Origin of the sequence: Pedobacter aquatilis, from assembly GCF_030409415.1 — a bacterium.
Classification (GTDB): domain Bacteria; phylum Bacteroidota; class Bacteroidia; order Sphingobacteriales; family Sphingobacteriaceae; genus Pedobacter; species Pedobacter aquatilis.
This window is the reverse complement of record NZ_JAUFPW010000008.1, coordinates 61683-77280: the sequence shown is the minus strand read 5'-3', so window position 1 is coordinate 77280 and position 15598 is coordinate 61683. Positions and strand designations below refer to the sequence as shown.

Annotated in this window: 16 protein-coding genes; 7 read left to right on the top strand and 9 right to left on the bottom strand. The window is 35.7% G+C overall.

Going from position 1 to position 15598, the window contains the following annotated elements; all coding sequences use genetic code 11:
• The first annotated feature begins 107 nt into the window (after positions 1-107).
• On the top strand, positions 108-920 hold the full coding sequence (gene kdsA / locus QWY86_RS01460) for a 3-deoxy-8-phosphooctulonate synthase (protein ID WP_290237914.1): 813 nt from the start codon (positions 108-110) through the stop codon (positions 918-920).
• 73 nt (positions 921-993) lie between these two features.
• Here kdsA and QWY86_RS01455 read toward each other — a convergent pair whose 3' ends face one another.
• Entirely contained in the window at positions 994-2847 is a 1854-nt protein-coding gene (locus QWY86_RS01455; protein WP_290237912.1) for an OmpA family protein, read from the bottom strand.
• A 66-nt stretch (positions 2848-2913) separates the two neighbouring features.
• On the bottom strand, positions 2914-3537 hold the full coding sequence (locus tag QWY86_RS01450) for a 7-carboxy-7-deazaguanine synthase QueE (protein WP_290237910.1): 624 nt from the start codon (positions 3535-3537) through the stop codon (positions 2914-2916).
• A gap of 106 nt (positions 3538-3643) precedes the next feature.
• Here QWY86_RS01450 and QWY86_RS01445 point away from each other — a divergent pair, with 106 nt between their 5' ends.
• Positions 3644-3979: a Rieske (2Fe-2S) protein gene (locus QWY86_RS01445; RefSeq protein ID WP_290237908.1), complete on the top strand. Its 336-nt coding sequence runs from the start codon at positions 3644-3646 to the stop codon at positions 3977-3979.
• A 94-nt stretch (positions 3980-4073) separates the two neighbouring features.
• Here the strand turns inward: QWY86_RS01445 and QWY86_RS01440 are convergent, their stop codons facing one another.
• The 6 genes from QWY86_RS01440 to QWY86_RS01415 all read right to left on the bottom strand — a co-directional run bounded on the left by QWY86_RS01440 (position 4074) and on the right by QWY86_RS01415 (position 10299).
• Positions 4074-4496, bottom strand: a complete 423-nt coding sequence (locus QWY86_RS01440; protein ID WP_290237906.1) for a type II toxin-antitoxin system VapC family toxin — start codon at positions 4494-4496, stop codon at positions 4074-4076.
• 3 nt (positions 4497-4499) lie between these two features.
• A complete protein-coding gene (locus tag QWY86_RS01435) occupies positions 4500-4760 on the bottom strand; it encodes a DUF6364 family protein (RefSeq protein ID WP_290237904.1) in 261 nt (86 codons plus the stop codon).
• A gap of 160 nt (positions 4761-4920) precedes the next feature.
• The gene (locus QWY86_RS01430) at positions 4921-5802 is read right to left on the bottom strand and encodes a bifunctional 5,10-methylenetetrahydrofolate dehydrogenase/5,10-methenyltetrahydrofolate cyclohydrolase (protein WP_290237902.1); all 882 of its coding nucleotides are present in this window, start codon (positions 5800-5802) and stop codon (positions 4921-4923) included.
• A gap of 128 nt (positions 5803-5930) precedes the next feature.
• A complete protein-coding gene (gene lepA, locus QWY86_RS01425) occupies positions 5931-7718 on the bottom strand; it encodes a translation elongation factor 4 (protein ID WP_290237900.1) in 1788 nt (595 codons plus the stop codon).
• Between the two features lie 404 nt (positions 7719-8122).
• Positions 8123-9547: an MATE family efflux transporter gene (locus tag QWY86_RS01420; protein ID WP_290237898.1), complete on the bottom strand. Its 1425-nt coding sequence runs from the start codon at positions 9545-9547 to the stop codon at positions 8123-8125.
• Positions 9548-9879: 332 nt separating this feature from the next.
• The gene (locus QWY86_RS01415) at positions 9880-10299 is read right to left on the bottom strand and encodes an acyl-CoA thioesterase (RefSeq protein ID WP_290237896.1); all 420 of its coding nucleotides are present in this window, start codon (positions 10297-10299) and stop codon (positions 9880-9882) included.
• Between the two features lie 94 nt (positions 10300-10393).
• On the opposite strand from QWY86_RS01415, the gene QWY86_RS01410 reads away from it, so the two are divergent.
• From QWY86_RS01410 to pnp, 4 genes are all read left to right on the top strand, one after another.
• Positions 10394-10597 carry a hypothetical protein gene (locus QWY86_RS01410; protein ID WP_290237894.1) on the top strand — a complete coding sequence of 68 codons (204 nt, stop codon included), beginning with the start codon at positions 10394-10396 and terminating at the stop codon, positions 10595-10597.
• Positions 10598-10605: 8 nt separating this feature from the next.
• Positions 10606-11082: a hypothetical protein gene (locus tag QWY86_RS01405; RefSeq protein ID WP_290237892.1), complete on the top strand. Its 477-nt coding sequence runs from the start codon at positions 10606-10608 to the stop codon at positions 11080-11082.
• Between the two features lie 347 nt (positions 11083-11429).
• Entirely contained in the window at positions 11430-11714 is a 285-nt protein-coding gene (rpsO, locus tag QWY86_RS01400) for a 30S ribosomal protein S15 (protein WP_025146265.1), read from the top strand.
• A 177-nt stretch (positions 11715-11891) separates the two neighbouring features.
• Entirely contained in the window at positions 11892-14027 is a 2136-nt protein-coding gene (gene pnp, locus QWY86_RS01395) for a polyribonucleotide nucleotidyltransferase (RefSeq protein ID WP_290237879.1), read from the top strand.
• An 88-nt stretch (positions 14028-14115) separates the two neighbouring features.
• Here pnp and QWY86_RS01390 read toward each other — a convergent pair whose 3' ends face one another.
• Positions 14116-14736, bottom strand: coding sequence for a toxin-antitoxin system YwqK family antitoxin (locus tag QWY86_RS01390; protein WP_290237877.1), 621 nt, complete (start codon positions 14734-14736; stop codon positions 14116-14118).
• 83 nt (positions 14737-14819) lie between these two features.
• Between QWY86_RS01390 and QWY86_RS01385 the strand changes: the two genes are divergently transcribed.
• Positions 14820-15401, top strand: a complete 582-nt coding sequence (locus tag QWY86_RS01385) for a hypothetical protein (RefSeq protein WP_290237875.1) — start codon at positions 14820-14822, stop codon at positions 15399-15401.
• Positions 15402-15598: the final 197 nt, after the last annotated feature.

The following is a 15598-nucleotide window of genomic DNA, read 5'->3' as shown; positions in this document are numbered from 1 at the left end:
AGATGTTGAATGTGAGATGAATGATGTGCTAATTTCCATCACACATAATGCATTTCTCGTCATAAATTTTCCATTTGCCATCACCCATTTTACATAATCTACATTACATGCTTAACTATTTAGATAAAATAAAAAATACAGAATCGGGTAACTTCTTTTTAATGGCTGGCCCTTGTGCAATTGAAGGTGAAGATATTGCGATGAAGATTGCCGAAAAAATTATTTCGGTTACTGATAAACTTCAAATTCCATATATCTTTAAAGGTTCTTATCGCAAAGCGAATAGGAGCAAAGGAAGCTCTTTTACCGGGATTGGTGATGAAAAGGCTTTGAAAATTCTGGCCAAAATCGGTCGTGAATTTGGTGTGCCAACCGTTACGGATATACACGAAAGCGATGAGGCTGCGATGGCTGCCGCTTATGTAGATGTTTTGCAAATTCCAGCATTTCTGTGCCGCCAAACTGATTTGCTAATTGCCGCTGCGAAAACTGACAGAGTGGTTAATGTAAAAAAGGGTCAATTTTTATCAGCAGGATCAATGAAATTTGCTGTTGAGAAAATCAAAGAAGCAGGAAACGATAAGGTGATTTTAACCGACAGGGGAAATACTTTTGGCTATCAGGATTTAATTGTTGATTATCGTGGTTTACCAGAAATGCAAAGTTTTGGCGTACCAGTAGTGATGGATTGTACACACTCTTTACAACAACCTAATCAAAGCAGTGGTGTAACAGGAGGCAAACCAGAATTAATTTCGACCATTGCAAAAGCTGCAATTGCAGTTGGAGCTGATGGTTTGTTTATAGAAACACATCCCGACCCGGCAAATGCAAAATCTGATGGCGCTAACATGTTGCACTTAGATTTACTTGAAGAAACATTGATTAAGCTGGTACGTATTAGGCAGGCCATTCTTTAGAACATTTTTTAACAGTATTTCTTTTAGTTTATCAGAAATTTAAAAGAAATACTGTTCCCAAATTACAATAACATTAAACTTTAGTAATCACGAAAGACGTTCTGCGATTATACTTTCTTCCTGCTTCAGTTTTATTATCAGCAATTGGTTTACTTGAGCCAAATCCTTTGAATGTAAGCCGACTTGCGTTGATGCCATTTTTTATTAGATATTCATAAACGGCATTTGCACGATTGAAAGATAATTTTTCGTTTAGCTTTGCATCGCCAATATTATCCGTATGCCCTTGAATTTCGATATTTACGGTTTCATTTTGCTGCAGGAAATCAATTAATAAATTCAATTCCCTTATAGAATTTGGCAGTAGATTGTATTTATTGGTATCGAAAAATATATTTCTCAGCGTAACATTGCCGCCCTGTTGTATCTTCTCGATTTCAACTTCAATTTGATATGGCTTATTGATATCGCCTTGCTTCAATTCAAAGTTTTCCGAATAAAATAAATACCCCTCGGCATTTACATTAAACAGATAATTACTGCCGATGGGCATCACCGCTAAAAATTGTCCGGTTTCTGCATCAGTATAATCATCAAAAACTGTTTTATTTGTATTTAAATCAATAACCTGAACATTGCTTTCAATGGTTTTTTTACTGTCCTTATCTTTTACAATTCCTTTAACGTAACTCACTTTTAAGGGCTTTGCCATTTCAGGAATGCCAAAACTGTAAATATCCTGACCACCAAAACCACCGCTTAAATTAGAGGAGAACATTCCGAAATTGCCATCGGCACTCACAATTAAACCACTTTCATTTTCAAATGAGTTGATAGGATAACCAAGGTTAGTGGGCTTTTGGAATTTGCCCGCATTATCCATTCTACTGTAGTAAATATCCTTGTTACCAAAACCCGGCCATCCATCAGATGAAAAATATAAAGTTTTACCATCAGCGTGAAGAAATGGCGTATTTTCATCATAAGGTGTGTTTATATCCGGTCCGAGGTTTGTTGCTGGTCCCCATTTTGCATCATCGGTTATGGTACTCTTCCAAATATCATAACCACCAGAACCACCCGGACGATTGCTGATAAAATACAACGTTCTACCATCAGGACTAATTGCCGGTTGTGATTCCCAATATTCAGAATTCACAGGTTTGCCCACATTGTAAGGTTCGCCCCAATCTTTTCCCTCTCGGTGCGAAACATAAATATCACATCGGCCTAAGCCATCTGGGCGATTACATCCCGTAAAAAATAAATATTTCCCATCGGGAGAAATGGTTTGGGCGCCCTCATTGTATTTTGTAGTATTAATTTTTGTTGAGAGCGGTGTAGCTAAATTCCAGGAACTATCTTTAAACTGTGAAGTCCAAAAATCTTCGTTACCATTAACTTGCCGGGTAAAAATTAGTGTTTCTCCATCTGCAGTAAGCGCTGGAAAATATTCAGAATCTATTGTATTTACGCCCTGACCAAGATTTTGAGGATTGTATTTCACAGGTTTCTTAATTGCAATTGAAGCAAAATCACAATCTAAGAGATATTTCTTTGCTTTTTTTGCTCTTTCAGAAGATGAATCTAACACCAGAAATTCCTGAAAATGTTGCTTAGCCTTGTCATATTCATGTGTAGCAAACTCGGTTTCAGCCAAACCATAAATAACAGTAGGAGCAACGTTTTTATCAATTAGAATCGCTTTTTGATAAGCAAGCTTGGCATCACTATACTTTTTTTCCAAACTATAAACCCCAGCAAGAACGATATAAGCATTTTGGAATAAAGGGTCGGCCTCTACAGCACTTTTTAAAACCTGCTCTGCCGATGCATAATCCTGCTTTTCAATAAATGGATTTGCTCTTTCGAAGAAATTTTGAGCTTTTTTATTGTTCGAACTTTGTGCGTAAACGCCAAAATACATCAACAAAAATAAAAGGGATAAACAAAACCTCATAAATACATTGGTTATTAAGCTAATGTATTGTTTTTAAGGAATATTTAAAAATTTGTGCGTTTGCAAAGAAATTTCCCATTTGGGGTTCGCCATCACATATTCTATAATCATTGGCGTAATTTCCTTTGATTTAGACCATTCTGGCTGTAAATACAATTTACAAGTTGGTGATACCATTGCTGCATATTCTTCAGCCCATTTAAAATCACTCTTGTTAAAAACAATTACTTTTAACTCGTTTGCAAATGGTGTAATATCTGGTCGTGGTGCTTTAAATTTTTTAGGTGATAAACAAATCCAATCCCAATTACCAGATAAGGGATAAGCACCAGAAGTTTCAATGAATGTTAAAATTCCACGCTCTTTAATTTTGTTAGTTAAGTAATCGAGGTTATATATCAATGGCTCTCCTCCCGTAATTACAACAGCTTTACCCGGAAATTTATCTGCATTTTCTACGATAACATCAGCATGAGTTAGTGGATGCATCTCCGCGTCCCAACTTTCCTTTACATCGCACCAATGGCAGCCCACATCGCAACCGCCAAGGCGAATAAAGTATGCTGCCTTTCCAGTGTTAAATCCTTCGCCTTGTATGGTGTAAAACTCTTCCATTAAAGGAAGTAATGTGCCGTCTTCTGGTATGTGTTGTTTCATTTTTGAGGATGCAAATATCCTAAAAAAATATGGTGTAACTGTTTCTGTTTTAAAAATTAATTGAAAGATGAAATAACCCTGATATTTAATTAGTTATTTTAGCTTCATGAAGTGGTTCAAAGCGCTAAATAGGAATCAAATTCCTGTTAATGGAGATATTAAGAAGGTTAATATTAATGGGAAGCAACTGTGCGTAATCAATAATGAAGATGAAATTATCGCTTCACAATCTTTTTGTCCGCATGCGGGAGGACATTTTTCCGGCGGTTGGTGTAAAAATGGTCATTTAATTTGTCCAGTTCATCGCTATGCTTACGATTTAAAAACAGGACGCGGAGCAGAAGGGCAAGGCGATTATATTAATATTTATGCTACAGAAATGAGGGAAGATGGATTGTATATTGGATTTGAAGAAAGTTGGTGGAGTAAATTGTGGAGTTGAGGTATAAAGATTAAGGAGAAAGGAACAAGGAATAAAGATTAAACCGTTGTACATGAACTTTTTCAGCTTTAGTCTTTCAGCTTTAGTCTTCAAGCTAATTCAACAAATATCGTTTAAAAAAATCCTGACAATTTAATACTTCAATATCCAAAAAATAAAAATCTTCAATATTCTCGGTAATGATGCATTTACAATCCTTTTGTTGTGCAGCGTAGTATTCTAAACCATCTTCAAAATCATGAATTTTCTTATTTGTTAATATATCAGCAACGCCTTTTGATGAATTTTCTGCGATTTTAACGTGTTGGCAAAGCAAATCAATTTTTTGCTTAGCTACTGCCGAACTGTGTTTCTTTTCTGCAAAATAAAATGCTATAGCCAAACATAGTGGTGATGTATAAACTTCGAACTTTGGATGTGAAGCTAAACTCAAAATTCGTGAGGAATAAGTGAAAAGTGGGTATTCTTTATTTAAAACCGATACCAAAACATTTGCATCTAAAAATATTCTTAACATGAATTATTTTTTAGATGAAAAGAATTCATCTTTTGATGCTTTACGGCCAGCTTTAATATTTTTTTTATATTCCACTTCGCCCTCAGCAACCATACTTACCCAATCGCTGATGGGATAATCTTCTAATGATTTATAGTCTGTAGCGGTAACTTGTGTAAGTAAATGTTCAATCAAACGAGATAAACTGATATTATTATCAGCAGCATATTTTTTAGCTTTAGATACTACATCCTGATTAAAGCTTAAGGTAAGTTTTGCATCCATTATCTTCTAGTTTTTAAACAAATATAATAATTTTACGTGTAACTAAAAATATTTACACGTAAAAAAAACGGTATAAAAAAAGCAATTCGGTTATGAATTGCTTTTAGATATTTATAAACTGTAGGTTTTCGCTTTAGTCTTTCTGCCTTTACGTTTAGGCTTAAGAATAAATTTCTTTTCTAGCCGATGCCAGTGTGTTTTTCAATAAACCAACAATTGTCATTAAACCAACACCACCCGGAACAGGAGTAATGTATGATGCTTTTGGCGCAACACTTTCAAAATCAACATCACCGAATAATTTGTAACCAGATTTTGTCGTGTCGCTTTCTTCGCGATTAATACCAACATCAATAATTATTGCACCAGGTTTAACCATATCTGCCGTAACAAAGTTTTTCTTACCAATTGCGGCAATAACAATATCTGCCTGTAAAACTTGTTCTTTTAAATCTTTTGTGCGTGAATGCGTAAGTGTTACCGTACAGTTGCCGGGATTAGCGTTACGAGCCATTAAAATACTCATCGGACTACCTACAATATTACTTCTGCCAACCACAACACAATGCATTCCTGTCGTATCAATATTATATTCTTGCAGCATCAATAAAATACCATAAGGAGTAGCAGGAATAAAACAAGGCAAATTACGCATCATTCTACCCAAATTAACCGGATGGAAACCATCAACATCTTTACGGTAATCAATTTTCTCTGTAACCTTTTCTGGGTCGATGTGTTTTGGCAAAGGCAATTGAACAATTAATCCGTCAACATCAGCATCTTGATTAATTTCTTCGATTTTAGCCAATAATTCTGCTTCAGTAACCGAGTTATCATATCTATGAAGCGAAGATTTAAAACCTACCTTTTCGCAGTTTTTCATCTTGCTCGCAACGTAAGTTTCACTACCACCATCATTGCCAACCAAAATGGCAACCAAATGTGGTTTTCTACCTGTTTTACCTAAAAATTCTGCAGCTTCATCAGCAATTTGAACTTTAACTTTTTCTGATACGTATTTACCGTCTAATAATTTCATTTTCAAAGTATCGAGTAGTAAGTATCAAGTATCAAGACCAAGATGGTTAACTTAATTGCTCACTATGCTTTTAACTATATTATTTGCTCAAAATCTTGATACCTGATACTTGTATCTTGATTCTAATTTTAATCCAATTTTAAAACCGCCATAAACGCCGATTGAGGAATCTCTACGTTTCCAACCTGACGCATACGTTTTTTACCTTTTTTCTGTTTCTCCAATAGCTTACGTTTACGAGAAATATCGCCACCATAACATTTAGCGGTAACATCTTTACGTAAAGCACTTAAAGTTTCGCGGGCGATAACTTTAGCACCGATAGAAGCCTGTATTTTAATTTCAAACTGTTGACGAGGAATTAACTCTCTTAGTTTTTCACAGATTTTCTTTCCGAAATCGTAAGCATTACTGCGATGAATTAATGAAGATAGTGCATCAACAGGTTCTTCATTAATAAGCATATCCAAACGAACCAAGTCCGATTTACGGTAACCAACCTGATGATAATCAAAAGAGGCGTAACCTTTAGAGATTGTTTTTAATTTATCGTAGAAATCGAATACAATTTCGCCCATAGGCATTTCAAAAACTAACTCAACTCTATCACTGGTTAAGTAAGATTGGTTAACAATTATGCCTCGTTTTTGAATACAAAGCGACATTACCGGACCAACAAACTCGGCTTTAGTAATAATGTTAGCTTTAATAAACGGCTCTTCTACCGAATCCAATTTACTTGGATCTGGTAAATCTGATGGGTTATTAACTAAAATTTCTACTCCCTTTGTAGTGTGCGCTATGTAAGATACGTTGGGAACTGTAGTAATTACCGTCATGTCGAATTCACGTTCTAAACGCTCCTGGATAATCTCCATGTGCAACATGCCTAAGAATCCGCAACGGAAACCAAAGCCTAAAGCAGCAGAACTTTCAGGTTCAAAAACGATAGAAGCATCGTTCAGTTGCAACTTGTGCATCGCTTCGCGGAGTTCTTCAAATTCATCAGTATCAACCGGGTAAATACCCGCAAAAACCATCGGCTTTACCTCTTCAAAACCTTGAATCGCGGCTAAAGATGGCCTAGCAGTAGTTGTAATCGTATCACCAACTTTTACTTCTCGGGCCTCTTTAATCCCTGAAATAATGTAACCTACATCACCGGTTTTAACCACACTACGTGGCGCCATATCCAGTTTTAAAATACCTACTTCATCAGCTAAGTATTCTTTACCAGTATTAATGAATTTTACTTTATCGCCTTTTTTAATTTCACCGTTTACTACTTTATAGTAAGCAATAATTCCTCTAAATGAGTTAAAAACAGAGTCGAAAATTAAGGCTTGTAAAGGCGCTTCAGGGTCGCCAACTGGAGCCGGAACACGGTCTACAATTGCCTGAATAATATCAGGAATACCCATTCCCGTTTTACCCGATGCTGGAATAATATCCTCACGTTTACAGCCAATCAAATCTATAATCTGGTCTTTAACTTCTTCTGGCATTGCACCAGGTAAATCCATTTTATTTAAAATCGGAATAATCTCTAAATCGTGCTCTAAAGCTAAATATAAATTTGAAATCGTTTGTGCTTGTATCCCTTGCGATGCATCTACAATCAATAAAGCGCCCTCGCAAGCAGCGATAGAACGCGAAACTTCGTAAGAAAAATCTACATGTCCGGGTGTATCAATTAAGTTAAAGTTGTACTCTACATCGCCAACTTTGTAGTTCATTTGTATGGCATGACTTTTAATTGTAATGCCTCGCTCACGCTCCAAATCCATGTTGTCGAGCAATTGCGCCTGCGCTTCACGCTGCGAAATCGTCGCTGTATATTCTAATAACCTATCGGCCAAAGTACTCTTGCCGTGGTCAATATGTGCAATAATGCAAAAATTACGTATATGCTTCATCTTTGCGCAAAGATATGCTTTTTAATGGAAAACTTAAGGTGGAAAAGATGAGTGGATTTTCAAATATCTGAAAAGCAAAAGCAGTAGTTTTTTGGCTGCAGCAGCCCTGCTTTCCGTTGCAATCTTTTTGTCTTTGTGTTGAGCTCAAATTTCCGCCGTTGCGAGTTGGCACGACGCGGCAATCTATTTACATCAATTAACAAAAAGTATTTCCACTTTAATCAGGTTTATTCAACATAAAAGATTAGTTCTTTTGTTAAATTTATTTGCCACGGAAACACAGAAATCACGGAAAGTTTAGTTCATTTACATTTCTAAATATCTGTGTTTATCCTATTTATCTGTGGTTATTTTAAAAAACCTAATTCCGTGTAAATCCGTGTTTCCGTGGCAAACTGAAAAAATTATACCATTGTTTTCTTCCATTTACCTTTTTTAAATAAGATAAATGCGGCAATCGCAATGCCTGCTTCTGCGCTTGGTATGGCAATAAAAACTCCTGTCGGACCCATGTCTAAATATTTAGCTAAAAAATAAGCCAATGGAATTTGAAATACCCAAAAGGCAAATACGTTAATTTTAGTCGGTGTCCAGGTATCGCCTGCACCATTGAAAGCGCTGCTAAAAACCATTGCCGAACCGTAAATAACAAAACCGATACTTAAAATTTTTAAAGCTCTGCTTGCAATCTCTATCACTTTTAAATCTGAAGTAAAGAAAGATGCAAACAAATGCCCGCAGGTTAAAAACACCACACTCACCACGGCCATAAAGACAATGATATATTTCAAAGTTTGAAATACAGATTGTTCTGCTCTGTCAATGTGGCCAGCGCCTAAATTTTGTCCGACTAAAGTTGCAGCTGCATTACTCAATCCCCACGCAGGTAATAAGAAAAACATCATCAACCTTAATGCAGTTTGGTAACCTGCTGAACCTTCATCTCCACCAGTTGTTGCAACTAATTCTGCTAAAAATACCCAGCTACAACTTGCAATTACGAATTGTAAAATAGCGGGTGCAGCAATTTTAACTATTGCTTTAATTTGTTCCATATCAGGAATAAAATGGCTGATACTAATTTTTAAAGCATTTTTTCCATTAAACAAATTGTAAACTTGATAGGCAACACCCAAGCCACGACCAATTGTTGTTGCGATTGCTGCACCAGTTAAACCAAATGCCGGAATTGGCCCGAAACCGTTGATGAAAATAGGGCAGAGGATGATGTTTGCAATATTGGCAATCCATAAACTTCGCATCGCAATCGCGGCATTTCCTGCACCCCTAAAAATTCCGTTTATTAAGAAAAGTAAAACGATAACGATGCTACCGCCCATCATGATGCGGACAAAAGTTACTCCATGGTTTGCCGTTTCTATAGAAGCACCCATTAATAACAAAATATCTCTTGCATAAATTAAACCAGCAATACTAATTAAAATATTAACCGCAACTGCAATTACGATGGTTTGCATACCAGCTTTTGATGCCGCTTCAGGATTTTTCTCGCCAATTCTCCTGGCAACAACTGCTGTAGCAGCCATACTTAAACCTATGGCTAATGAATAAATTATTGTTAAAACTGATTCTGTTAAACCTACGGTTTGTATAGCGTGACTACTGTTTTCTAAATGGCCAACGAAATATAAATCGACTAATGCAAAAACAGATTCCATTGCCATTTCCAACATCATCGGAATGGCTAAAAGAATTATGGCTCTCTTAATGCTGATTGAAGTTAAATCAACTTCGTTACCTTTTATCGATTGTATCAATAGTTCGAAAAAAGAAGATAGTTTGCCCTGCGCCTTTGTTGACTGTGACATATATTATATTTGTAAAATGTAATGAATAAACCTTTGTGAACACTAAAAAAGTATTCAATTTGATATTGCTTAGGGAAGAAAATCCTGGGTTGCTTAAAACCTTAAACGGATTGCAGATACTATCATGGTTTTTTGTTTTGGATGTGCCAAAGGTAAGTAAAAAAATCTATTGTCAAATTTTGATGACTGATTTTCAGGTTTTTGCCACGGAAATACAGAAGGCACGGAATTAATTTTTCAATTATGGATTATATTATTTCGTTTTGTGAAGACACAAACCGAGGCGCAGGATATATTTTGAAACGCTATATCTTCCGACTTCTAACTTCCGCCTAAATACTATAAGCTTTAATCATTTCTTCGGTAACTTTTGTGCCACGGCTGGTGTTTAAATCAATTAACACATAATCAAAAATCCCATCAGACGCTACTTTACCAGTTTTTTTATTAATGATTTCGAACTGAACCGAGCAACCTTTATCATGCATGGTTAAAATGCCAGTTCGTATCAACATCAAATCGTTCATCAAAAGCGGACGTTTAAAATTAATATCAACCCGGCTAACTACCCAACCTAAACCCATTTTGGTAAAATGTTCCCAAGGCATTCCATAAAATTTTTCCATTTGCTCGTAACGGGCGGCCAATACATAATCTAAGTATTTGCTGTTGTGTACATGGTTGAACATGTCAATATCATCTGGGCGTACGCGTAATTCGCTTTCGAAAATGCTAAATTGATTCTTTTCCAAGGGTAAAAGGTTTTGTGCAAAAGTATAGAATTGACTTAAGATATATTTACATCAATACATCTTTATGTATCAAAATTTGTATTTTTGATTATAGATGGGAAAACTTACACTACATGATATTTCAATTCCACGCGAAACAATTGTTGAAGAACGTGAAAATTTATATTTAAGTCGTAATGCCGAGCAACGCTTTTTTAGTGTTTTAAATTTAAATCACATCTCTGTCGCTATGAATGGCGGTCATCCATTAAAGTTTCCACAAGGAAAAGGAATTATTATTCGTAAGCCGAACAAATAATTTTCAATATGTCTTTCGATAAAGAGAATCCAGAAATGCTTTTGTTGTTGGAAACATTTCAACAATTTGATTTAAAATATCTGATAGTAGGTGGTTTTGCTGTTAATCGTTACGGTTATAATCGTACTACTGGAGATTTAGATATTTATTTAAAGGATACAATAGACAACAGGCAGAATCTGATTTATGCTTTGGATAAAATGGGGTATGGTAAATATGATATGCTTCTGGAAATTCCTATTATAGCAGGTTATTGTGAAATAATGATGGATGATGGAATGTATGCTGATTTAATGACAGATATTCCTGGACTTGATAAAAGAAAGTTTGATGAGTATTTTGAAATGGCTACGGTTGATTTAGTTAACGGAATTAAAGCAAGGTTTCTTCATTATAACCATTTAATTGAAAATAAAAGAGCAACAAACCGACCTAAAGACCAATTAGATATTCTAGAATTGGAGCGTATTAACAAGAAAATCTGAGTTTCTTGTACAAGTTTAAGTTTTCTAAACCCGACTTAGCGAAAATACTTTTAAATTGTACTAACCCTGAATATGCTGTCATTCCGAGGTACGAGGAATCTGCAAGCTATGAAACAGATTCCTCCAAAGTCGGAATGACAGAAGTTTTTAAAAGATTGCAGCGGGGGCGGGGCTACTGCGACCGATAAGTATAGAACTTGCTTTCTTAGTAATCAAGAATTTAACGGTATGTTATTAAGAAAATAAATACACTTGTTTGCAAACAAAAATAGCCTTATCTTTGCGCCATTCCAAAGGAATCCCTTTGGAAGAATTAATTAATTTTTACACTTTAATATTATTCAAGAATGTATTTAAGTCCAGAAAAGAAAGCCGAAATCTTTAAACAACACGGCGAAGTAGAAACCAATACAGGTTCTGCAGAAGGTCAGGTAGCGTTATTTACATACCGTATTGCGCACTTAACAGAACACTTAAAGAAAAATCGTAAAGATTTCTCTACACAGTTATCACTTCAAAAATTGGTAGGTAAACGCCGCGGTATTTTGGCTTACTTATACAAAAAAGATATTGAGCGCTACCGTGCTATCATCAAAGCTTTATCGCTTCGTGATATCATTAAACAAAAATAAGCGAATTTTATCAGCAAAAGCCATTCTTTATAGAATGGCTTTTTACATTTCCTGTTAAATAATTTAACGGGATTTATTATAGATAGGCATTTTAAATCTTATCTTCGTTTGCAAAAACAAAAACATATATAAACAACGGTGTGTAGAAAGAGGAAAACACGCCATAATTCTATTTAAATGAATGTAATAAAAAAATCGTTCGATTTGGGCGATGGCAGAATTGTAGAAATTGAAACTGGTAAATTAGCTAAACAAGCTGATGGTTCGGTTGTAGTGAAAATGGGCGATACGATGTTGTTAGCAACGGTTGTATCTACTGTAGGTGCTAAACCAGGAACTGATTTTTTACCGTTATCGGTTGATTATCAAGAAAAATATGCGGCTACTGGCCGTATTCCAGGCGGATTTTTACGTCGTGAGGCAAGATTATCTGATTACGAGGTTTTAATTTCTCGTTTGGTTGACAGAGCTTTACGCCCGATGTTCCCTTCAGATTATCATTCGGATACTCAAGTGATGATTTCATTAATTTCTGCTGATAAAAATATTATGCCAGATTGTTTGGCAGGTTTAGCAGCATCTGCTGCATTATCAGTTTCTGATATTCCTTTCAATGGTCCGATTTCTGAAGTACGTGTTGCAAAAATCGACGGTAAATTGGTGATTAACCCTTACGCCAGCGATTTAGAGCGTGCAACTTTAGAATTTATGGTTGCTGGTTCGGCTAATGATATTGGTATGGTTGAGGGCGAGTGCGATGAAATTCAGGAAGATGAAATGGTTGAAGCTTTAAAATTTGCACACGATGCAATTAAAGTTCAATGTGCGGTACAGGTTGAATTAACTGAGGCGACTGGCAAAACAGTAAAACGCGAATATAGCCACGAAGACCACGATGCGGATTTAAAAGCTAAGGTTTACGCGGATACTTACGATAAAGTTTACGCGGTTGCGAAATCTGGTTCGAACAAGGATGAGCGTAAAGTTGGTTTTACAGCTATTATTAACGAGTTTTTCGAGGCAATGCCAGAAGATACTGCAGATTTAACTAAAGCAATGGCTAAACATTATTACCATGATGTGCAGTATGATGCAATTAGAAATTTGTTATTAGATGAAGGTATTCGTTTAGATGGTCGTAAGACTACAGAAATTCGTCCAATCTGGAGTGAAGTTGGTTATTTGCCAGCAGCACACGGTTCGGCGGTATTTACACGTGGCGAAACTCAATCATTAACATCGGTTACTTTAGGTAGTAAAGATGATGAGCAAATGATTGATGGTGCTTTCTTTAATGGTTACCAAAAATTCTTATTGCACTATAATTTCCCTGGTTTTTCAACTGGTGAAGTGAGACCAAACAGAGGTGCTGGTCGCCGCGAAATTGGCCACGGTGCTTTAGCGCAACGTTCGTTGAAAAAAGTTTTACCACAAGGTGAAGCTAATCCATATACAATCCGTGTGGTTTCTGATATTTTGGAATCTAACGGTTCATCATCTATGGCTACGGTTTGTGCTGGTACTTTAGCACTAATGGATGCTGGTATTAAAATTAAATCTCCAGTTTCTGGTATTGCAATGGGTTTGATTACGGATGAGAAAACTGGTAAATACGCAATCTTATCTGATATTTTGGGTGATGAAGATCACTTAGGAGATATGGATTTTAAAGTAACTGGTACTGAAAATGGTATTGTTGCTTGCCAAATGGACTTGAAAATCAACGGTTTATCATATGAAGTTTTGACTAAAGCTTTATTACAAGCTAAGGATGGTCGTTTACACATCTTGAACGAGATGAAGAAAACGATTGCTCAGCCTAATGAAGACATGAAGCCTCATGCTCCACGTATTGTTTCTATCACTATTGAGAAAGAATTCATCGGTGCAATTATCGGTCCTGGAGGTAAAATTATTCAGGAAATGCAACGCGAAACTGGCGCTTCAATCTCTATAGAAGAAGTTGATGGTAAAGGTATTGTAGAAATTTTCGCTGATAATAAAGCGGCAATTGATGCAGCGGTTACACGTATCCGTAATATCGTGGCTAAACCAGAAATTGGTGAAGTTTACCAAGGTAAAGTAAAATCAATTATGCCATTTGGTGCATTTGTTGAGGTGATGCCAGGTAAAGATGGTTTATTACACATTTCAGAAATTTCATGGGAGCGTTTAGAAACTATGGATGGTGTACTGAAAGAAGGTGATAAAATCGAGGTTAAATTATTAGACATCGATAAGCAAGGTAAAATGAAACTTTCTCGCAAAGTTTTATTGCCAAGACCAGAAAAACCAGCTGCGCCAAAAGCGTAAGTATGTGTCTGGAGTCGGGATTCCGAAGACAGAAGATATTATTGCAAACCCTTTCAGTTTTTACTGAAAGGGTTTTTTTCTGCATTCTTTATTTTATTTTAATGCCATTTTTGTAGATTTCTTCACTGATAATTTTACCCTTTTCATCAATACAAATCCTGGTTCCCTCTTTTTTACCATTTACATAAGTAGATTCGCACTTTGGTTTTCCGCTTTCAAAAAAGCTCTTCCAGTTCCCATCTTGTTTATCGTTTCGATAAGTACCTCTTTGTGATATGTTGCCGTTGTTGAAATATAATGTGTAATTTCCTTCTAGCTTATCATCTACGTAAGCATAGATTTCATTAAGCTTCCCATCCTTGAAAAATTTTTTAAAAATACCTTCTTTTAATTCTGCAAAATCCCGGTAAACGTAAAATTCATCTGCCTCTAAGATTCCATTGTCAAAAAAATATTTCCATTCGCCACTTCGTTTATCTTTCGTGAAGTTGACTGTTACTTTTAATTGCCCATTTTCGTAATAATAATTGGCAATTCCTTCTCTTTTACCTTTTTTCCAATTTTCGACTGAGCTGATTTTTCCATTGGCATAAAATTGTTTGCAAGTTCCCTCTTGCAGCCCATCCTTCATGCCGCACGGCTTTTCTTTTTGAGCAAAGACAAGATTGAAAGTACAAATTGAAATAATTATTGTTAAATATATTTTCATGCTTGATATGATTTATTCCTAAATAATTTAAGAATGTAATATTATAATTACATTTATAAAAAACAAATTCTATATGTAAACTTATGAAAAAACTACAAATCATTATGCTATCCCTAGTTTTCACATCGACTGTTTTTAGAACAAATGCACAAAAGGTGGTATATTATCCACAAGTTCCTTTTGACTCGCTACAAGCTAAGAGTATGTTGGCTCTGGGGATGTCGAGTATTGAAGGAGTCGCTGTTACAGGACCAAAAACAGCTCTTGGTTATCGAGCACCTTTATCACCTAAAATTAAAGCAGCAAACGTTCAGGTAACTTTGTTTCCAGTAACAAGCTATTTTGAAGAATGGTATAAATTAAGGAAGAAAGAAGAGAACAAAAAAACGAGTGTTTATATGTCTGAAGAAGCTTTTCATTGGCGCATTACCGTTCAAACTGATGAGTACGGAAGATTTAAATTTAGTAAAATGAAGCCTGGTAAGTATTTTCTTCAATCTATTGCGAGCTACACAAAGTCTGGTAAAACACCAGTTTACCGCGGTAGTGGCTATAATAATTACGGTGGACGAACAGATTATTATGAGTATCAAAACTATACTAATAACTACACCGACAGAATTGAGAAATTTGTAGAGATTACAAGAGATGGACAAGCCCTCTAAATTAAATTGAAATAAAATTTTGACCCTTTCAGTTTACTGAGAGGGTTTTTTGTTGATGGCTATTTTGTTTAACAATGATTTTGTAACTTGCCGTATTCGTAAAATTGTATAAACTCGTCGTTATTGCAAATTACGAAACAATCTAGTTTACTAATGCATTAAGATTGCTTCGTGCCTCGCAATGACGTTAACAAAAA